Origin of the sequence: Natronolimnohabitans sp. A-GB9 (genome assembly GCF_030848565.1) — an archaeon.
In the GTDB taxonomy this organism is placed as follows: domain Archaea; phylum Halobacteriota; class Halobacteria; order Halobacteriales; family Natrialbaceae; genus Natronolimnohabitans.
In genome coordinates this window covers 193,847-213,439 of record NZ_JAVDDV010000005.1, presented here as the reverse complement: position 1 = coordinate 213,439, position 19,593 = coordinate 193,847, and the positions used below count along the sequence as shown (strand labels likewise).

The 19,593-nt window shown below is 64.8% G+C and carries 14 protein-coding genes; 9 read left to right on the top strand and 5 right to left on the bottom strand.

From position 1 onward, the window contains the following. The first annotated feature begins 23 nt into the window (after window positions 1-23). Entirely contained in the window at window positions 24-2,681 is a 2,658-nt protein-coding gene (gene mutS, locus RBH26_RS09100; protein WP_306757897.1) for a DNA mismatch repair protein MutS, read from the top strand. Between the two features lie 154 nt (window positions 2,682-2,835). On the opposite strand, the gene RBH26_RS09095 is transcribed toward mutS, so the two are convergent. Both RBH26_RS09095 and RBH26_RS09090 read right to left on the bottom strand, forming a co-directional pair. Continuing rightward, window positions 2,836-3,597: a hypothetical protein gene (locus RBH26_RS09095; protein ID WP_306757896.1), complete on the bottom strand. Its 762-nt coding sequence runs from the start codon at window positions 3,595-3,597 to the stop codon at window positions 2,836-2,838. Then, on the bottom strand, window positions 3,594-5,396 hold the full coding sequence (locus tag RBH26_RS09090) for an aldehyde ferredoxin oxidoreductase C-terminal domain-containing protein (RefSeq protein WP_306757895.1): 1,803 nt from the start codon (window positions 5,394-5,396) through the stop codon (window positions 3,594-3,596). The genes RBH26_RS09095 and RBH26_RS09090 overlap by 4 nt, the downstream gene beginning before the upstream one ends. 232 nt (window positions 5,397-5,628) lie before the next feature. Here RBH26_RS09090 and RBH26_RS09085 point away from each other — a divergent pair, with 232 nt between their 5' ends. From RBH26_RS09085 to RBH26_RS09070, 4 genes are all read left to right on the top strand, one after another. Next, a complete protein-coding gene (locus RBH26_RS09085; RefSeq protein WP_306757894.1) occupies window positions 5,629-8,610 on the top strand; it encodes a molybdopterin-dependent oxidoreductase in 2,982 nt (993 codons plus the stop codon). Between the two features lie 24 nt (window positions 8,611-8,634). Continuing rightward, on the top strand, window positions 8,635-9,237 hold the full coding sequence (locus RBH26_RS09080; protein WP_306757893.1) for a 4Fe-4S dicluster domain-containing protein: 603 nt from the start codon (window positions 8,635-8,637) through the stop codon (window positions 9,235-9,237). Between the two features lie 6 nt (window positions 9,238-9,243). Next, window positions 9,244-10,335: a dehydrogenase gene (locus RBH26_RS09075; RefSeq protein WP_306757892.1), complete on the top strand. Its 1,092-nt coding sequence runs from the start codon at window positions 9,244-9,246 to the stop codon at window positions 10,333-10,335. 75 nt (window positions 10,336-10,410) lie between these two features. After that, complete coding sequence (locus tag RBH26_RS09070) at window positions 10,411-11,067, top strand: molecular chaperone TorD family protein (RefSeq protein WP_306757891.1); 657 nt, start codon at window positions 10,411-10,413, stop codon at window positions 11,065-11,067. A gap of 114 nt (window positions 11,068-11,181) precedes the next feature. Here RBH26_RS09070 and RBH26_RS09065 read toward each other — a convergent pair whose 3' ends face one another. Beyond that, window positions 11,182-13,107 (bottom strand): prolyl oligopeptidase family serine peptidase, encoded by a 1,926-nt coding sequence (locus RBH26_RS09065; protein ID WP_306757890.1) that lies wholly within the window; start codon window positions 13,105-13,107, stop codon window positions 11,182-11,184. Between the two features lie 386 nt (window positions 13,108-13,493). Between RBH26_RS09065 and RBH26_RS09060 the strand changes: the two genes are divergently transcribed. From RBH26_RS09060 to yqeC, 4 genes are all read left to right on the top strand, one after another. Then, window positions 13,494-13,955 carry a hypothetical protein gene (locus RBH26_RS09060; protein WP_306757889.1) on the top strand — a complete coding sequence of 154 codons (462 nt, stop codon included), beginning with the start codon at window positions 13,494-13,496 and terminating at the stop codon, window positions 13,953-13,955. Window positions 13,956-14,406: 451 nt separating this feature from the next. Continuing rightward, window positions 14,407-15,210: a hypothetical protein gene (locus RBH26_RS09055; RefSeq protein ID WP_306757888.1), complete on the top strand. Its 804-nt coding sequence runs from the start codon at window positions 14,407-14,409 to the stop codon at window positions 15,208-15,210. Window positions 15,211-15,308: 98 nt separating this feature from the next. Next, window positions 15,309-16,370: a glycosyltransferase family 4 protein gene (locus RBH26_RS09050; protein ID WP_306757887.1), complete on the top strand. Its 1,062-nt coding sequence runs from the start codon at window positions 15,309-15,311 to the stop codon at window positions 16,368-16,370. Window positions 16,371-16,435: 65 nt separating this feature from the next. Continuing rightward, window positions 16,436-17,164: a selenium cofactor biosynthesis protein YqeC gene (gene yqeC, locus RBH26_RS09045; protein WP_306757886.1), complete on the top strand. Its 729-nt coding sequence runs from the start codon at window positions 16,436-16,438 to the stop codon at window positions 17,162-17,164. On the opposite strand, the gene trpB is transcribed toward yqeC, so the two are convergent. Further along, a complete protein-coding gene (trpB, locus tag RBH26_RS09040; protein ID WP_306757885.1) occupies window positions 17,161-18,312 on the bottom strand; it encodes a tryptophan synthase subunit beta in 1,152 nt (383 codons plus the stop codon). The genes yqeC and trpB overlap by 4 nt on opposite strands. Window positions 18,313-18,387: 75 nt before the next feature. Further along, on the bottom strand, window positions 18,388-19,533 hold the full coding sequence (locus RBH26_RS09035; protein WP_306757884.1) for a NosD domain-containing protein: 1,146 nt from the start codon (window positions 19,531-19,533) through the stop codon (window positions 18,388-18,390). Window positions 19,534-19,593: the final 60 nt, after the last annotated feature.

Sequence of the window (19,593 nt, the reverse complement as noted above, 5' to 3'; positions counted from 1 at the left end):
CGGTGGAAGGACAGTCACCGCACATGACCGAGGCGACGGGGATCGTCGGGGAGTTCTTCTCGCTCAAGGAGGACACCGACGCCGATCTACTGACGATGCAGTGTGGCGATTTCTACGAGTTCTTCGGTGAGGACGCCGAGATCGTCGCCGACGAACTGGATCTGAAAGTCTCCCAGAAATCCTCTCACGGCTCGTCGTACCCTATGGCCGGCGTGCCGGTCGACGATCTGACACCCTACCTCAAAGCGCTGGTTGAGCGTGGCTACCGCGTGGCCGTCGCCGACCAGTACGAGACCGACTCTGGCCACGCACGCGAGATCGAACGCGTCGTCACGCCCGGAACGTTACTCGAGACGAGCGACGCCGACGCCCAGTACCTCGCGGCCGTCGTCGACGGGAACGCGAGTGCGTTTGGCACCTCGAGTGACGCTTATGGGCTCGCTTTCGCCGACGTGACGACGGGACGATTCCTCGTCGCAGACGCCGCGGACGTCGACGACGCGCTGACGGAGCTCTACCGGTTCGATCCCGTCGAGGTGTTGCCCGGCCCAGGAGTCAGAACCGACGACGACCTACTACAGACCGTCCGCGAGCGCGTCGACGCGGCGCTGTCGCTCCACGAAACCGAAGCCTTCGCACCCAAACGAGCGGCCCACGCCGTCCGCGACCAGTTCGGCGCGGAGACGGTCGATCGGCTCTCGGTCGGCGAGCCGACTGTCGCCGCCGCGGGCGCGATCCTCTCCTACGTCGAGGAGACCGGAACCGGCGTGCTCGCCTCGATGACCCGCATCCAGTCTCACCACGGCGACGACCACGTGACGCTGGACGCGACCACCCAGCGCAACCTCGAGTTGACCGAAACGATGCAAGGCGATCGCGAGGGGTCGCTGTTCGAGACGATCGACCACACCGAGACCAGCGCCGGCGGCCGTCTCTTGAAAGAGTGGCTCCAGCGACCGCGACGGTCCCTCGAGACCCTCGAGCGCCGCCAGGAAAGCGTCGCAGCGCTGTCGACGGCGGCCCTGGCCCGCGACGAGATCCAGGAGACGTTAGGCGATGCGTCCGATCTGGCGCGGCTGGCCTCGAAGGCAACTCACGGCAGCGCCGACGCGCGGGACCTGCTGTCGGTTCGGGAGACTCTCGCCGTATTGCCCGCGCTCGCCGACACCATCGCGTCGAACCCGAACCTCGAGGACTCGCCGCTCGCCGAGATCGTCGATCGCCCGGACCGAGCGGCCGCCGCGGCGCTGCGGGAGATGCTTGCCGATGCCATCGCCGAAGAGCCGCCGTCGACGGTGACCCAGGGCGGACTGTTCAAACGGGGCTACGACGAGGAACTCGACGGGGTTATCGACCGGTACGAGGAGGTCGAACACTGGCTCGATACCCTCGCCGAACGCGAGAAAGAACAGTACGGACTCTCACACGTAACCGTCGATCGGAACAAGACCGACGGCTACTACATCCAGGTCGGCAAGTCCGCCGCCGACGGCGTCCCGGATCACTACGAGCAGATCAAGACGCTGAAAAACTCGAAGCGGTTCACGACCGACGAGTTAGCGGAGAAAGAACGCGAGATGCTTCGACTCGAGGAGCGGCGGGGCGACCTCGAGTACGAACTGTTCGAGGACCTGCGCGAGGACGTCGCCGACCGTGCCGAGTTGCTCCAGGACGTCGGCCGGACGCTGGCGACGATCGACGTCCTCGCCAGTCTCGCGACCCACGCCGCGGAGAACCGGTGGGTCCAGCCGGCTCTCCATCGGGGCGACCGCCTCGAGATCGAACAGGGACGGCACCCGGTCGTCGAGCAGACGACGGAGTTCGTCCCCAACGACGTGCGACTGGACGAGGAACGAGGGTTCCTCGTCGTGACTGGGCCGAACATGTCCGGAAAGTCGACGTACATGCGCCAGGCCGCCGGCATCGTTCTGCTGGCTCAAATCGGCAGTTTCGTCCCTGCAGAGGACGCCGAGATCGGGGTGGTCGACGGTATCTTCACCCGTGTCGGCGCGCTCGACGAACTCGCACAGGGACGGTCGACGTTCATGGTCGAGATGAGCGAGCTCTCGAATATCCTGCATACGGCGACCGAGGAATCGCTGGTCATCTTAGACGAGGTGGGACGCGGGACGGCGACCTACGACGGTATCTCCATTGCGTGGGCGGCGACGGAGTACCTCCACAACGAGGTCCAGGCCAAGACCCTGTTTGCGACCCACTACCACGAGCTGACCGGCCTCGCCGAGAAGCTCCCACGGGTGGCCAACGTCCACGTCGCGGCCGACGAACGCGACGGCGACGTCACTTTCCTGCGGACGGTCCGGGACGGCCCCACGGACCGATCCTACGGGATCCACGTCGCCGACCTCGCTGGCGTCCCCGACCCCGTCGTCGACCGCGCACGCGACGTCTTGGGGCGTCTACGGGAGGAGAAGGCCATCGAGGCGAAAGGCGGCGCCTCGAGCGAGCCCGTCCAGGCCGTCTTCGATCTGGGCAGCGGCGAGTTCCGCGGCCCGGCCAACGCTGACGGCGGCGAACCCGAGGGCGAGACGGAGACGATCGACCCCGAAGCGAAGGCCGTCCTCGAGGAGTTAGAGTCGATCGACGTCAATACGACGCCGCCGATCGAACTGGTCTCGGAGATCCAGGAGCTACAGGAGCGACTCGAGGACGCCGAGTAGAGTAGCTACTGATACGGATTGCTGTACCGATGTACCGGCGTAACCGCGACCCGGGCGGCGGTTACGCCGGCAATGACGTACAGTAAACCGTATGAACCGAGGGACACACCGATCACGACGCTATCTGTCGATCGGGTGTGCAGTGATTTTCATACTACTCCGCGAACTCGATCTCCCAGCCGGCCTTTTCGGCGGCCGTCTCGAGGGGAACGAACTCCCAGTCGGCGGCCTCGGCGATCTCCTCGTCGTCCGAGACGCCGACCAGGACCATCCGATCGGCGTAGAACATCGACTCCGGCGTGACGTCGGCCAGCCGCTGGGCCGGTCCGGTTTCGGAGCCGCCGAAGAAGTCGAGATCGATCCCCTCGTCGCGCTGGAACTTCCGGATCGCCGGCGTGGAGACGGTGCCGACGATGCCGATCCAGTCGGCCCAGCCGCGGGCGTCGGCGATCACGAACTGTGGATCCGCGAGCCGGTTGATCGCCTCGTAGGTCAGTGCCAGCGTCATGTCGTCGGGCTCCGTGCTCTCGCCGTGGTCGGTGGTCCGAGCGGAAGCGTCACTCGAGGCGTGGCCCTCCTGTTGGGACGGCGATCCACCGCCGGAGCCGCCTTTCTCTTCGGGGACACCGACGGGACCCGTGGGATCGCCCGGCACTTTCGGCGTCGCCGGTCGCGTTGCCGACTCCGCGTCGTCGGTCTCGGCCGTCGGGTCTGCGTTCGTGTCAGCCGTCGGTTCGCTCGAGTCGGTCGATTCGTCCTCGTTTCGGGTCGTCGACGACGCACTGCTCCACTGGGGCCCTGGCTCGTCGTCCGGATCGCCCTCACCGCGCCAGAGCCAGTCGCCGTGGTTCGCATCGTCCGCCTGTTCGTCGTCGTCGCCGACGTCCATCTCGTCGAGATCGATACTATCAGTCATCTTCGAGTGTCCGTTGTTCGATCGTCATCGGCCGTCGACGGGACCGGCGTCGACTCGTCGGGGACGGTCGTCAGGTCCAGTCGCTGGAGGAGGTCGGCGGTCGGCCGTCCACGTCGGTCCCAGTCTCTGGCCGCGTAGTATGCCTCGAGAAGCGCGTCGAACGCTTCCTGTTCGATACCGTCGCCGCCGGTTCCGTCGCTCGAGTCGGTCGCGTCCTCGAGCGGGTCGGTCAACGGCGGTGGGAGTTCGTCGTCGATCCGGGAGAACCCCTCTCGGACGTTGAACAGCCGAACCAGCGTCCAGATCCGTTCGCCGACCCGCGACAGCGACTCGGGGTCGTGGTCGTAGCCGACGGCCGACAACCACTCGGCGGCGTGGCCTGCTTCCAACACCTCCTCTAGGAAGTCGTCCGCGATCAGACTCCACAACAGCGCCCGCCGGTTCTGTTCCTCGACGACGGCGGTGACCCGGGCCTCCCGGCTGCGGTCCATGCTAGTGACTGGCTCGAGTTCGACCGGCCGGGCGCGGCGGTGACAGCCCCCGCGGTCGCTCGTGGCGTAGGCGAGGGCCATCGTTTCGGCATTTCGCGGATCGTACGAGGAAAGTTCCATCCCTTTCACGGTCGGAATGAGGTCCTCGCCGCCGTACTGCTCGGCGGCCCGGTCGACGCCGTCCGCGAGCGCGTCGCCAAGCGGCGTCGAGCGATCGGCGATCTCCTCGATGAGTTCTCGTGCGGCGGTCTCGTCGCCAAAGGAGAGATCGCGATCGATCAGCCCTTCCTGACTCGCCCGCACTGCCCACGCGACCGCGTTCCCGGCCGTAATCACGTCCATCGCGAGCCGATCGCAGATCGCCCCGAGCATCGCGACGGCGTCGAAGTCGTCGATGCCGAGTCCGGCTCCGAGGACGATCGGTGTGGCGCCGCGGGGAACGCTTTCACCCTCGTCGCTGTCGACGCGAAACCCGCCTGGGACGTGATCGTCGGGTCGCTCTCGGCCGGTCGCTGCCTCACGAACCCGTTCGATACCGATCTCGTCGACGCCCTCGAAACTGCTCTCCTGCCAGCCCCGTGTCGGGAGGACGCCGACCTCGTTTGCGAAGTCGACCGTCTCCAAGGTGTCGCTGGCCGCGAGCCACCGACCGGCCTCGCTCTCGGCAAACGCCTCGCCGTATCGCTCCCGCAGATCCGAGAGTCCCTCCGGCGCAGTGCCGTGTGCGACGATCGCCTTCAGGTTCTTCGATCCCATTACGGTGCCGGCCCCGCCCCGGCCGGCGTGGTGGTCGCCACCGTCGGAGGCGATCGTCGCGTACTGTACGCCGTTTTCCCCGGCTGGGCCGACGCAGGCGACCGCGGCGTCGGGGAACCGCTCGCAGGTCGCCTCGGCGTCGAGACCCCACAGGTCGTCGGCCGACTCGAGTGTCGCCTCGCCGTCGTCGACCGAGAGGACGACGGGGTCGTCGGCCTCGCCGGTGACGAGAACGCCCATGTGACCGTCGAGCGACCCGGCCAGGCGTTCGGGGAACGTGCCGCCGCTGTAGGAGTCCAGAAACGCCCCCGTCAGCGGGGACTTCGTGATCGCTGCGTACCGCTGCTCACCGGGCGTATACCCCGTCAGCGGCCCCAGCATGAACAACAGGACGTTCTCCGGAGCGTGTGCGTCCGTGCCGGGCTCGAGTTCCTCGTAGAGGTAGCGAGCGCCGACACCTTTTCCCCCGACGTACTTCTCGAGCCACCGTGCGGGGATCTCCTCGCTCGTCACGCTCCCTGCGGAGAGATCGACCCGCAGCATCCTGTCCATGACGGGATATTCGCGGTGTCGGAGGATTAAAAGTCACGGTGGGAGAAGCGATATGTTCGAATATTCGAAACGTGAACGTCGAAAACAACCACATTATGCGATACGCGCCAGGTATCATAAATCCGAATGCCGAGTCCTATCGTTAGCAAGACGAGTGAATGTGCGGTATACTCACAAAGATTCCCCTCATTCTTCGGTATATTTATGATCGACAAGCCAATTCAGGCGAACAATGTCAAAGTCGACGATCGACCTCGACCGGCGAGGATTCCTCAAAGCCGGTGCTGCCGGATCGCTCGCGGCAGCGGTCGGCGGACGAACGTTACTCGAACGAGGTGGTGACGACAGCGATACCGTATCGCCGGAGGCAGGCGACGAACTAGTCAAAACGGTCTGTACACATTGCTCGGTCGGCTGTGGACTGCAGGTCGGTGTCGAAGAGGACGCGGTCGTCGGACAGGAGCCCTGGGAAGACAACCCGGTCAACCAGGGCGGACTCTGTTCGAAAGGCGCATCGCTGACCCAATCGGTCAACTCCGAGCAGCGGCTCAAACGGCCGCTGAAACTCGTCGACGGCGAGTGGGAGGCGATGGACTGGGACGAGATTCTAGACGAGATCGCCGGCCGCCTCGACGACATCCGCGAAGAGACCGGTCCTCACGCGACGTTCTGGGCCGGCTCCGCGAAACACAGCAACGAGGCCGCCTACCTGATCCGCAAGCTGGCTGCGTTCTACGGGACGAACAACATCGACCACCAGGCGCGGATCTGCCACTCGACGACCGTCGAGGGCATCGCGAACACGTGGGGCGTCGGCGCGATGACGAACAACTCAAACGACATGCGCAACGTCGACGTCAACCTCATCATCGGGCACAACCCCCTCGAGAGCCACCCAGTCGCGTGGCAGTACTTCCAGGAGGCCCAGCAAAACGGCGGCAAACACATCGTCGCCGAGCCACGGTACACCAAGACCGCGGCTGCTGCCGACGACTACTACCAGTTCCGCTCGGGCACCGACGTCGCGTTCATCTACGGCCTCATCTACCACATCGTTGAAAACCTCGAGGCCCACGACGAGGAGTTCATCGAGAGCCGCGTGGTCGACTGGCAGGAGTTCCGCGAGGAGATCCTCCACGAGTACGACCTCGAGACCGTCTCGGACATCTGTGGGATCGAGGAGGAAGAGCTGATGGAACTCGCCGAAGAGCTGGCCGACGCAGACGTCAGCTGCGTCGAGTGGGCGATGGGTGGCACCCAGCACAACAACGCGACCGGCAACGTCCGGGCGTACGCGATGTTGAACCTGACGCTCGGCCACGCCGCCCAGCCCGGCGGCGGAACGCCGATCTTCCGCGGTCACGACAACGTCCAGGGGGCGACCGACCTCGGCGTCGACTCGAGTACCCTGCCGGGCTACTACGGCCTCGATCCCGGCGCCTGGGAGCACTGGGCGAACGTCTGGTCGGAGACGAACAGTACCTCCGGCGAGATCAGCTACGACGAACTGGTCGATCGGTTCCACTCGACCGACCTGATGGAGAAAAACGGCTTCACCGTCGCCCGCTGGTACGAAGGCGTACTAGACGACGACTGGGAGATCTACCAGCCCGATCCCCTCCGCGCGGCGATCTTCTGGGGCCACGGGCTCGCCTCGCTCACCGAGTACGGGAAGGTCCGCGAAGCGGTCAACGAGCTCGACTTCATCGTCAACATCGACGTCTTCCCGAATCAGGTCGCCGAACTCGCCGAGAGCGACACCGACGTCTACATGCTGCCGGTCGGAACCAACCTCGAGGAATCCGGTAGCGTCGTCAACACCGGCCGACAGATCCAGTGGCGCTCGCAGGCCATCGAGCCCCGACACGACGCCAAGAAAGACTGGAAGCTGCTGTGTGAGTTCGCCGATCGACTCGGCTTCGGCGACCACTTCGACTACGACGAAGTCGAGGACGTCACTCGCGAGTTCAACCTCGGCGTTCGCTCTGTTGGTTACGTCGGCCACACGCCAGAACGGCTCAAGGCCCACCAGGAGAACTCCCATCTTTTCAGCGCGGAGGACCTGCAGGTCGATTTCGACGACCTCGACGTCGACGAGGACGAGGTCGACGGCGTCCAGGACGGCGAGTACTACGGACTGCCGTGGCCGTGCTGGCACGAGGACCACCCCGGAACACCGATCCTCTACGACGCGGCGAAACATCCCTCCGAGGGCGGGATGGACTTCCGCGCTCGCTGGGGCGTCGAGGGGCCGGACGACCAGGATCTGCTTCGGGATCCCTACGAGCCCGACTGGTGGGACGGCGAGATCGAAGGCGTCCCACAGTACCCCGGCTACTCGACGGTCCTTCCAGACCCCGAGAACCCAGCCGCCGCGACGCTCCCGATGGAGTATGCAGAAGACGAGACCCAGTCGGTCTACGACACCGCACTCGAGTTGGCCGAAGGGGACTACGACGTCGACATCGATCCCGAGGAGTACGCAGAGTTCGACAATCCCCAGCCCGACTCCGTGTGGGGACGTGGCCGGGCCCGGATGCGCGCCTGGAACCTCACCGACGAGTATCCCGTCCACCGCGAACCGGCGGTCACGCCGCGGCCGGACCTCGTCGACGACTACCCATGTAACGACCGCGTCGAGGACCACTGGCGCGTCGAACTCGACAACGCAGCGGTCCAGCAGGAGAACATCGACGCCGTCGAAGAGCTCGAGGACGCCGGCGACGTCGATCCGATGGTCCTCACCTCGGGTCGCCAGGTCGAGCACAAAGGCGCCGGCTCGGTGACCCGCAGCACGCAGGGCACCGCCTCGCGTGCGCCGATGATGTACCTCGAGATCCACCCCGACGTGGCTGACGAACTCGGCGTTGAGGAGGGCGACTGGATCGCCGTGACGACGCCCCACGCCGAGATGTTCGTCCAGGCCAGACCCACGGAGCGAGTCGCCCCCGACCACGCGTTCGCCCCGTACCACTGGGCAGGCATTCTCGAGGGCGAGAAGGTCACGGACTCCGTCCCGGACGGGATGGAGCCACTGGTGATCGGTGAGTCGATCAACTGCGGGACGGCCCCGGCATACGACCGCGAGACGCAGATGCAGGAGACGAAGACGACGCTGTGTAACGTCCGGGTCGCCGACGACGACGAGATCCCCGAACTGTCCGAACGCCAGCTCCGATGGCAAGAACAGCGCATGGAGCGAGACAAACGCTAGACTACTCTCTCGAGAGGAAAACCAATGAGCACACAAGAATCCGACGGTGGAACGGCACGAGTCATCCCGAACTGGGAGTCCTGTATCGACTGTGGCGCCTGTGAAGTCGCCTGTCAGCGAACCTGGGACCTCCCGCCGGAAAGCGACCGCATTCAGGTCGTCGCACTCGAGCACGGGACCGAAAACGAGACGAACAAACCGATGCAGTGTTACAACTGCTCGGAAGCCCCGTGTATCGACGTCTGTCCGACGAACGCGCTTCGGTTCCGTAACGACGGAACCGTCCGCGTCGCGGCCGACGAGTGTATCGGCTGTCACTACTGTGGCGTCGGCTGTCCGTTCGGCGCACCCCAATACCCCGACGCGGAGGTCCCCGAGGCCGAGGAGTCGAGCCCGATGGGCGCCAAGAGCGACGGCCTGATGGACAAGTGTACGACCTGCGAACCGCGTCAGGAACAGGGTCTCGAGCCGGCTTGCTCTTCGGAGTGTCCGACCGACGCGTTGCTGTTTGGTACGCCGGACGAACTCTCTGAAAAGCTCCAGGAAGACGGCGTCTCGACGCCGTTCAACGAGGAGGCGGCCGGAATCGTCTTCGGAGACGACGCGGACGAAGTCATGGGGGACTGATCACCGATGCCAGTCGAAGTTACGTTCGAATTACCGTACACCGAGTGGGGCTGGAAGGTCGGCTTCTACGTCGCCATGATCGGTATCGCCAGTGGCGCCTATCTGATGGGGTACATCGCAGATATCCTCTCTCAGAAGCGAAACGAACCGAGCCACGGCCAGGTCGCCCAGTATGGCTACCTCGCCGGAATCCTCGGGATGGCGATCGGTCCGCCGGTCCTGCTGTCCCACCTCGCGACGCCGTTCCGGGCGCTGATGTTGCCGATGACGATGACGAACCTGGGCTCGTGGATGGCGCTTGGCACGTACCTGATCGCGGGCTTCGTCCTGGGTGCGTTCCTGATGTTCGGGTGGACCGCCTTCGGTACGGAGCGTCCACACCGCCGGGCCGTCGCGGCCGACGGTGGAACCGACCACGGCACCGCTCGAGCGGCCACGGGCGATAGTACGGCAAACGGGATCCGCGGCGTTGCCAGCCGGGTCGGTCTTCTGGACCTGCTCGACACGCTTGCGGACAAGACTCGCCCGTCGGAGACGGTTCGACTCGGGATCGGTGCCGTCTTCGGCGTCTTGGCCGCCGGCGTGTTGGTCTACTCGGCGATGGCCTACGGCTCCGGTCCGACCGAACGAGTGGCGCTGTGGGATCCGACGTTCCTGCTCCCGGTGAAGATCCTCGGCGGACTTGCCGCGGGGCTGACAGTCGCGGTCGGGTTCGCAGCGATCGCGAACCGTCCCGTCGGTCGGACGATCCAGAACTACTCGCTGGCGGCGTCCGGTCTACTGGTGGCGACGCTCGTGGCGGTTCTCGCCGCGATCACGCTGCTGCCCGAGCAGCTTCCGGCCGCCGAACCGGCCGTCGAGAACCTGCTGAGCACGCACGCGACGCTGTTCGTCGGCGGCGCTGTCGTCGGCGGACTGGTGGTGCCGATCCTGCTGTCGGTCGGGGCTGTCGTCGGCCAGCGCCGTGGCGCGCTCTCGCCGGCCGCGGCTACGGGGGCCTACGTCGCTGCGGCGGCGCTGGTGGTCGTCGGAAAGGTCGCGCTCGCGCTGGCGTACCTGATGGCCGCCGAGTTCGCGCCGCTCCCGCTCCCGATGTAGGACGGTTCGATTCGACCGAGCTCTCACGATCAACTGATTTAACTCGATCTGCCGTTTTCACGCACTCGAACGACTATGACACGAACGAACGAGACCACCGAGATCGCGGATCTGTACGCCTTTCTGTCGGGCGTGCTCGCGGACCCACCGGACGAGGCGGCAGTCGAACGGCTCGTCGCCGAGGAGTTCCCCAGAGAGGCCTCGCCACAGGCGCTTTCGAACGGCTACCGGCTGCTCCAAACGTGGCAATCCGGTGTCGACGACCCGTCCGACGCCGCCGACGAACTCAAACGCGTCCACACCCGGCTGTTCGTCGGGCCACGCCCACGGATGCAGATCCACGAGTCGTGGTACGCCGACGACTACCTCGGCGAACCCCTCGCGGCGGTCAAACGCTCCTATCGCGACCTCGGCATCCGCCCCTCCGAACAGCTCCGCGAGGAAGCCGACCACGCCGCCGTCGAACTCGCCGCCCTCGAGATACTGGCCCGCGACGGTGCCGACGAACTCCGCCGAGCGTTCCTGGCAGCTCACGGCTGGTGGCTCCCCCAGCTCGCGACGGACATCCAGGAGATGGCCGACCACCCCTTCTACGAGGGCGTCGGCTGGCTAATCGAGGGCACCGTCGAGGCCGACACGTATCTCCTCAGTCTCGATCCCAACGACCTCCAGCCCGGCTACGACCTGTCTCCGTCGCAGGACAACGACTCGCCGTCGCTGTTCGGCGAGTAGTTCCCGTCTCGAGCGACGCTCGAGTCGTTTCGTTCAGACGAGTTCCTGTCGTCACGTCCTGCGATCGTCGATCCCGCCCCGGCGATCGACGGGACCTCGGGACAGCAGTCCGTATCAGACGTGTTCGTCGAGGAAATCGGCGATCTCGGAGTACGCCTCGATGCGGTTCTCGAGCTTCGAGAAGCCGTGGCCCTCGTCGTCGAAGATCAGCTTCCGAACCGGGACGCCCTGTTTCTCTGCCTTCTCGGCGATCTGTTCGGCCTCCCCGACGGGGACACGCGGATCGTTCTCACCGTGGAGGACGAAAAGCGGCGCTTCGATGTTCTCGATGTTGTTCGTCGGCGAGATCTCTTCGAGGAACTCCCGGTCGTCGTCGAGGCTCCCGTACTCGGCCTCGCGGAGTTCGCGTCGCCAGTCACCGGTGTTCTCGAGGAAGGTGACGAAGTTGGCGATACCGACGACGTCGATACCGGCCGCCCAGAGGTCGGGGTACTCGGTCAGGGCGGCAAGAACCATGAACCCACCGTAGGAGCCACCTTTGGCGGCGATCCGGTCGGGATCGATCGCGGGATGGTCCTGGAGCCACTCGACACAGGCCTTGATGTCCGCAACCGAGTCCATGCGTTTCTCGACGTCGTCGAGTGCGGCGTACTCGGCGCCGTACCCCGCGGAGCCGCGGACGTTGGGTTCGAAGTAGGCGTAGCCGCGATCGAGGAAATACTGTTTGACACTCGAGAAAGAGGGGCGGCGCTGGCTCTCGGGACCGCCGTGGATGTCGACGACGACGGGAGCGCCGTCGTCGCTGCCGTTTCCGTCGGCAGATTTGTCCGGCAGGGTCAGGAAGCCCGGAATCTCGAGGCCATCGAAGCTCTCGACGTGGACGAGGTCGGACTCGTCGAACGTCTCGCGCGGAATACCGGCCGTCGGCGCGTCGGTCCAGCGTTCGGCCGTGCCGCTCCCGATATCGTGCGACTGCGTCGCACTGCCCGAGGAACGGAGTTCCTCGATGTCGACGACGAAGACGTTCGTGTTCACGGCGTCGCCGGTCGTCGATAGCGCGACGCGTTCGGCGTCGGGACCGAAGCTGACGCCACCGGCGACGCCACCGGGAAGGTCGGGCTCGGGGAACGTCTCGAACGCCGTGGGATCGTCGTCGTCGAACTCGCCGACCGTCAGTTCGGTGTACCCCTCCACGTTGCGCGAGTAGACGAACCGGCCGGTCTCGTCGTCCAGCGCGATCCCGTCGACGTTCCATCCGTTTCCGTCCGTCACGGTCTCGATGTCCTTCGTCTCGAGGTCGAGGTACGCGAGATAGAGCGTGTCAGCGTCGCCATCGTCGGTGACCAGGTAGATCCCCGTGCCATCGGGCGCCCAGCTGGCACTCTGGTAGCGGACGTCGCCCTCGTGGGGCGTGAGATGCTCGAGTTCGGGCTCGTCGGCCTCGAGGTCGAGCACGTAGAGGTCCTGATCGAAGTTGGAGTAGGCCTGGGAAACGAGCAGGCGCGAGTCGTCGGGACTCCAGCCCGACAGGGAGAGCCAGCCGTCGCCCTCGTAAACGAGTTCGGCGTCGGCGGGAGACGACGCCTCCCGAGCAGACGGGCTCTGCCCGTCGACGTCGCCCGTCGCGTCCCGGTCCTGGACGTAGATGTCGAAGACCGACTCGTCCCGGCGGTTCGAGGCGAACGCGAACCGGTCGCCGTCGTGGCTCCAGCCGCCCCACCGATGTTTCGCGTCCGGTTTCGCGGTCAGGTTCTCGATCTCGCCCGTCTCGGCGTCGAGCCGGAAGAGTTGTGCACGCTCGTTGCCGCCCTCGTCCATCCCGAAGATCAGCTCCGGCCGTTCGGGCGACCACGAGGCGAAGGTGACCCGTTCGTCGTAAAACGTCCGCTGCTCGGGCCAGGCTTGGGGCTCCTCGAGCGTCCAGACCTGTGCCGTCCCGGTCGTGTTCATCAGAAACGAGAGTCGCTCGCCCTCGGGGCCGAAGGAAGCTCCGTAGGCGCTGCGAATATTGAGGTACCGTTCGATGTCGTACCGTCCCATATACACAGGTGACCGCTCGAGTGGGTAGTCGTTTGGGTTGCGGAGGTAGTCGCATCGACACCGAGTACGGTGGACCGGCGACCCACTATGTCTATACGGACTACTGTAAGTCGTTACCGGCGCAACCGCGACCCGGGCTGCGGTTGCGCCGGTAAATCGTTACAGCAATCCGTATAGGGAGATCTTACAGGCGACTCGAGCCCGTTCGTGGCTGGCCTTCCTCCGGTTCGAGTCGGTCTCACCCTCTGACGACGGTGCGTGTGACGGTATCACACGACTGATCGCTGTGCGTAACAAACTGCCTCGAGTCGAACGCGAGGGGTACGATGCGAGATACTGGGGGACGAACCGACGACGAAAGAGTGTCGACCACGGCGGTCCTCGTGATGGTACTCGTCGTGCTCGTCGCGTTCGGGCTGACCATCGCCGCCGTCGGCATCGGCTTTTCGACTGGCGAAGAAGAGACCGACGACGACGAGTCGGTCGACATCGACGGGCCGGTGGACGACACTACGGACGACGGAAACGGGAGCGATGGCGACACCGAAGTGCTCAACGACACCGACGCTGACGAGGAAACAGATGCTGAAGACGAGTCCGATGAGGACGACGAGGCTGACGAGGACGATGGAGACGACGATGATGGCGACGACAACGACGACGCTGACGCGGACGATACCGACGAAGGCGAGAACGACGAAGTGGAAGACGACGCTGCGAACGACACCGACGAAGCCGATGGCGACACCACCGACGGGACCGACGACACCGTCACGGACGAAGACGATGGCGTCTTAGATCGACTCACGGACTTCTTCACCGACACGATCACCTTCGGTGACGACTAAGTCGTCTCTCCGGGCCGACTCGACTCGAGACGACACGCGTTCGGTCGCGGGTCTGCTGGCCGCGTTCGGGGTGTGCATTCTGAGCGTGACGGCCTCGCTTTCTACTTCGCTGGGAGCAAGGTTCGGTTCCGTGGAAGCGCAGTAATAGCGGATAACCGTGGTCCACGAGCCAGGGCGTCGCGCCCACAATCCGTCGCTCGAGGTCCTGTTTCACCCATGATAGTTCACAGGATGTCTCACCGGCTGCGCCGAGATGAGACGAGTCGCTGTTCCATCCAAAACTACGGCCCAATCGCCTAACAGGAGATTGGCGACCGTTTGTTCAGTTCAGATGTGTCGTCATACCTGAACGAATTTCGGGGAAAGCAACGGCCGCTGAGCCGGCCGCGTTCCGGTTTCCATAACAAAGGGTGTCGCTCGCATGGCGTTTCACCGCGACGCTATGAGAGACATGAGTGAACCATCGAAACAGCGTCTTACAGTATCGAGACCGACGCGAACGTGGCTCGTCGTCCTGCTTACGACCGCCGTCGCGCTCGGCCTCTCGGTTGCTGCCGGCGGGGCCGTCGCGGCGTCGCAGTCGACCGAGCACGAACCGCTGGCGATCACGACCGAATGCACGGACGAGACGAGCACGGTCACGGTCACGAACCCCAACGACGTACCAGCTGAACTCACGATGACTTGGGAAGGCGACCAGTCATCGATCCAGCTCTCCGCAAGCAGCGAGTCGGTCCAGACCGATACTGAGAAACTCGAGCTCGCGACCGAACTGACCGCGGACTCCCTGACCGCGGCCGTACCCGCTGACGAGTCCATCACTGTCGAGGGCCTCGAGGACGGCACCTACGACCTTTCGGCAGTTGCCGACGGCGACGACGTGCCTCTCGAGACCGACGAGCTGACCCTCGAGTGTGCAACCGAGACGACCGACGAATCGGCAATGACGATGGACGGACACGTGAGCGGTCCGACCGTCGATGACGACGAGAAAGGCGACCACGAGAAGGACGTGAAAGACGACGAGAAGATTGATGAGAAAGATGAGTACGAGAAGGACGACGTGAAAGATGACGAAGAGGTCGATAAGAAAGACGACCACGAGAAGGACGACGTGAAAGACGACGAGCAAGTCGATAAGAAAGACGAGTACGAGAAGAACGATGTGAAAGACGACGTGGAAGTCGATAAGAAAGATACAGACACTGCCAACGAGGACAACACAACAGACGCGACTGCGCCCGCCGCGGAGTAACCTCGAGCGCACCACCCTTTTCTTTGGGCAGTCACAACCGGGCGAGTCAACGCTCCGAAAGAAGTGACTTTTTATTCTGTCGCTACGTCCCGCGGCATATGCGCGTCGCGTTCGTCTCGATCGAGACGGTTCATCACCGCGAGACCGAGGCGAACCGACGACTCCAGTCGATTCTCGAGTTACTCGCCGAACGGGGACACGACGTCCAGCTGTTCTGTGCCGACTTCTGGGGCGACGAGACCGCGACGCTCGAGCGCGACGACGTGACATACCACGCCGTCGCCGCCGACGTCGAGGCTCGTCGCTCGTTCTGTCTCCGGTTGCCGTTCGATCTCGCGGCGGCAAGTCCCGACGTCGTCCACGCCAGCGCCCGTCCGCCGACGGTACTGCGGGCCGCCGGCTGGGGTGCGAAACTCGCGCGTGCACCGCTCGTAAGCGAGTGGTATGGCGACGGTGGCCTCGAAGACGACCGACGGACACGACGGGCAACGGCACACGGCGACGTGCTCGTTACCCCCTCCGAACTGGTGGCCACGTGGGTCCGCGAACGCGGCGCCGATGGCGACGTCGTCGAGACGATACCCAACCCCATCGACGTCGATCGGGTTCGAGAGGTCGCCCCTGACGACCGCGTCGACGTGGTCTACGCTCGCCGACTCGATGAGGATGCGAACCTCGAGAGTCTGTTGCTCGCACTGGCCGAACTTCGCGATCGAGACTGGTCGACGACCGTCATCGGAGACGGCCCCGAACGGGCGACCTACGAACGCCTCGCGAGCGACCTGCGGATCGACGATCGGATCTCCTTCGTCGGCGACCTCCCTCTCGAGGAGCGAATCGCCGTCTACCGGGGCGCTCACGTCTTCGCCCAGACGGCCGAACACTGCGTGTTCCCGACGGAGATGTGCTGGGGGCTGGCCGCCGGCTGTGTCGGGATCGTCGAGTACCACGTCGACTCGAGCGCCCACGAACTCGTCGAAGGCTGGGAACGCGGGTTCCGAACGACCAGCGAGGCGGAACTCGCCGACGCTATCGTCGACGCGGGCGACCTCGAGTACCGCGATTTCGACGATCGGTTCGCCGATTACGACCGAGACGTCGTCGCAAAACAGTACATCGAGCAGTATCGACGGCTCCGGGACGAGTACGGGTTGCTGTAGCCGGCTGTCGCAAGACCGTCAGAACGTACAAGTAGCCACGCCACAAGTCGTCTGGTGGATCTCACATGGACCTCCCCGAAGCGCTGGCCGCCGACGGCGCCGTCGTCTGTGTCGTCGGTGCCGGTGGCAAGAAGTCGACGCTGTACGCGCTCGCAGGTCGCCTCGAGCGTGCTGTCGTGACGGCAACCGTTCGCATCCCGCCGTTCGAAGACCAGGTCGCCGAGGTGACCGTCACCGAACGACCGCTCGAGGCGATCCGGTCGGCCACGGAGTGGCCGATCGGCGTCGTACCCGCCCGCGAGCGATCGGACCGATATCTCGGCTACGATCGTGAGGTCGTCGACGAGTTCGTCCCGGCGCTCGACGACGACGTCTCGGTGGTCGTCAAAGCCGACGGCGCCAGAACTCGCTGGTTCAAGGCACCGGACGAGAAGGAACCGCAACTTCCAGCGACGGCCGACGTGGTCGTTCCGATCGCGAGCGCGAAAATCGTCGGCGAGCCACTGACCGACGAGCACGTCCACCGACCCGACCGTGTCGCGGCGCTGACGGACCTCGAACGCGGCGATCGGATCTCCACGACCGACGTCGCGACGGTCCTGGCGAGCGAACAGGGCGGGTGCAAGGACGTTCCCGATGGCGCGACCATCGTTCCGCTGATCAATATGGTCGATACCCCCCAACTCGAGGAAACGGCACGAGAGATAGCGACGGAGATTCTCGATCGGCGGTCCGTCCCCCGGGTCGTGCTGACCCGATTGATCGACGAGGAGCCGGTCGTCGACGTCGTCTAGAGGTCGAACTTCGCGACCGCCGTCTCCATATCCTTGTCACCGCGACCGGAGAGGTTCACGAGGATCGTCTCGTGTTCGCCGGCCTCCGCGAGCTGGATCGCTCGCGCGACGCCGTGGCTCGACTCGAGGGCCGGCACGATCCCTTCGGTCTCGCTCAGTTCGCGAAACGCCGCGAGCGCTTCCTCGTCGGTGATCCCGGTGTACTCACAGCGCCCGATCGCCTGGTACATGGCGTGTTCGGGGCCGACACCGGGGTAGTCCAGTCCGGCCGAGACGGAGTGGACCTCGACGTCGTCGTCGATCACGCGCGTTTTCATCCCGTGGATGACGTCGTCTTTGCCGCTGGCCAGGGGCGCGGCGTGTTTCTTCGAGCCGGCGCCCTCGCCGCCGCCTTCGGCGCCGTAGAAGTCGACGTCGTCGTCGCGGAAGGCATGAAAGAGCCCGATCGCGTTCGAGCCGCCGCCGACGCAGGCGACTGCGGCGTCGGGTAAGTCGCCGGTTCGTTCCTGGAACTGTTCGCGGGCCTCGTCGCCGATGACCGACTGGAAGTCACGGACCATCCGCGGGAACGGATCGGGGCCGACGACGCTGCCCACGAGGTAATGTGTGTCGTCGACGTTTTCGGCGAAATCCTCGAGTGCGGCGTCGACGGCATCTGCGAGGCCCTCGTCGCCGCGGGTAACCTCGTTGACCTCGGCGCCCATCAGGCGCATCCGGAAGACGTTCATTTCCTGGCGCTCGACGTCTTTCCGGCCCATATAGATCTCCGTCTCGAGATCGAGCAGGGCACCGACCATCGCGGTCGCGGTGCCGTGTTGTCCGGCGCCGGTCTCGGCGATGAGTCGGTCACGGCCGGACTGTTTGGCCAACAGGGCCTGGCCGAGCGCGTTGTTGATCTTGTGTGCGCCGCCGTGAAGCAGGTCCTCTCGCTTGAGGTAGATATCGGCGCCGTAGCGGTCGCTTAGGTTGCGCGCGTAGTACAGCGGCGTCGGTCGACCGGCGAATTCCTCGAGTAGGTCGCGAAACTCCGACTGGAACGCGTCGGTGTCGGCGACGTCGTCGTAGGCGGTCGCGAGTTGCTCGAGCGGGTCCTGTAACGGGTCGGGGACGTGTCGTCCACCGTAACCCTCGAACGCACCATTAGACATAGTCCGTCATCGGCACGGAGTGCAAATATAGTTGTTCCCCTCGTCCCGCCGAGGACCCCACCCGGAGCGTCGTTATCAGGTGTCCTCGGTGACTAACACGCCGTTGACCTCGATCGCGTTCTCTTGACCACCCTCGATCAGGATCGGTCCGCCTTCGTTTCCGTCGGCAGTATTTCCGCGTCCGGTGTTCCGACTCGAGTCGGTTACAGCGTAGCCAACGCCCAGGTTGTCGTTCGCGCTGTTGTTCGACAGACGATTGTCGTCCGACTCGTCGAGGGTGATGCCGTCGGCACCGTTGTCGGTTGCGGTATTCGCCGTGAGGGTGTTGTCGTTCGAGTTCCGGAGGCCGATGCCGTCGGCCGTCGTGTCGTTCGTCGTGTTTCCGACGAGACGATTCCCGTTCGACCCGTCGAGTTCGATACCGAAGCTGGCGTTCGCGTTCGCAGTGTTTCCGGTGACCCAGTTCTCGTCGGCGGCGGCGAGAACGATTCCCTCCCCACCGCTGTTGGCTTCGTTTTGAGCGAGCGCGTTTCGGTCGGCGTCGTCGAGGCGGATATTCGTTCCGACGTTACCACCGAACTCGTTCGCGAACAGTCCGTTGTTCGTCGAATCGACGAGTTCGATACCGTCGTTGAGCAAGCCGATACCGTTCTCCGTCAGCAGGTTCTCGTTGGACGCCGCGAGTCGAATACCGGTCCCGAACGTGTCGCCTTCCATCTCCGTTTGGGTGACGATACACCTCGTCGATCGGACGAGGGAGACGCCGCTACTAGCGACCGACGGGAGTTCGATCGTCACATCGGCGACGAGGCCGTCGGTTACTCCCTCGTACTGGATCCCGGTGGCCAGTCCCTCGAGCGTGAGGTTCGTGACTGCAACGTCGGAAACGTCCACGGCGCTGACGCCGATCCCCTCGCTGTCGGTGCCGGAAATCGTGTATCCAGCGCCGTCTAGCAACACGTCACTCGCGCGAATCTCGAGACAGCTCTCCGCGGGTGTCGCCTCGAGATCGGCTGCGAGTTCGTAGGAGCCGGGTTCGGTGATCGTCGTACACTCGGTGATCGTCGTCCGGTCTTCCTCGCGGTATTTCTCGGCCCGCTTTCGCTTTTTCTCGCCGACGACGCTTCCCGGACCGACGGCGAGTGCCCCCAGCGCTGCAGCGCTTCCGGTGAGATACGATCGGCGATCGATCCGGCCGTCATCGTTGTCTTCGCCTGACATTACAGGCGGAGCCACGAAGGGGGAGAACTTTGCTATGACTCTATTGTCAGGTTGTGGAAT

Coding starts and splice junctions, on each gene's coding strand:
- RBH26_RS09065 (WP_306757890.1), bottom strand. CDS start 13,107: ATGGGACGGTACGACATCGAACGGTACCTCAATATTCGCAGCGCCTAC.
- RBH26_RS09070 (WP_306757891.1), top strand. CDS start 10,411: ATGACACGAACGAACGAGACCACCGAGATCGCGGATCTGTACGCCTTT.
- mutS (WP_306757897.1), top strand. CDS start 24: ATGACCGAGGCGACGGGGATCGTCGGGGAGTTCTTCTCGCTCAAGGAG.
- RBH26_RS09035 (WP_306757884.1), bottom strand. CDS start 19,533: ATGTCAGGCGAAGACAACGATGACGGCCGGATCGATCGCCGATCGTAT.
- RBH26_RS09095 (WP_306757896.1), bottom strand. CDS start 3,597: ATGACTGATAGTATCGATCTCGACGAGATGGACGTCGGCGACGACGAC.
- RBH26_RS09075 (WP_306757892.1), top strand. CDS start 9,244: ATGCCAGTCGAAGTTACGTTCGAATTACCGTACACCGAGTGGGGCTGG.
- yqeC (WP_306757886.1), top strand. CDS start 16,436: ATGGACCTCCCCGAAGCGCTGGCCGCCGACGGCGCCGTCGTCTGTGTC.
- RBH26_RS09080 (WP_306757893.1), top strand. CDS start 8,635: ATGAGCACACAAGAATCCGACGGTGGAACGGCACGAGTCATCCCGAAC.
- RBH26_RS09050 (WP_306757887.1), top strand. CDS start 15,309: ATGCGCGTCGCGTTCGTCTCGATCGAGACGGTTCATCACCGCGAGACC.
- RBH26_RS09060 (WP_306757889.1), top strand. CDS start 13,494: ATGGTACTCGTCGTGCTCGTCGCGTTCGGGCTGACCATCGCCGCCGTC.
- RBH26_RS09055 (WP_306757888.1), top strand. CDS start 14,407: ATGAGTGAACCATCGAAACAGCGTCTTACAGTATCGAGACCGACGCGA.
- RBH26_RS09090 (WP_306757895.1), bottom strand. CDS start 5,396: ATGGACAGGATGCTGCGGGTCGATCTCTCCGCAGGGAGCGTGACGAGC.
- RBH26_RS09085 (WP_306757894.1), top strand. CDS start 5,629: ATGTCAAAGTCGACGATCGACCTCGACCGGCGAGGATTCCTCAAAGCC.
- trpB (WP_306757885.1), bottom strand. CDS start 18,312: ATGTCTAATGGTGCGTTCGAGGGTTACGGTGGACGACACGTCCCCGAC.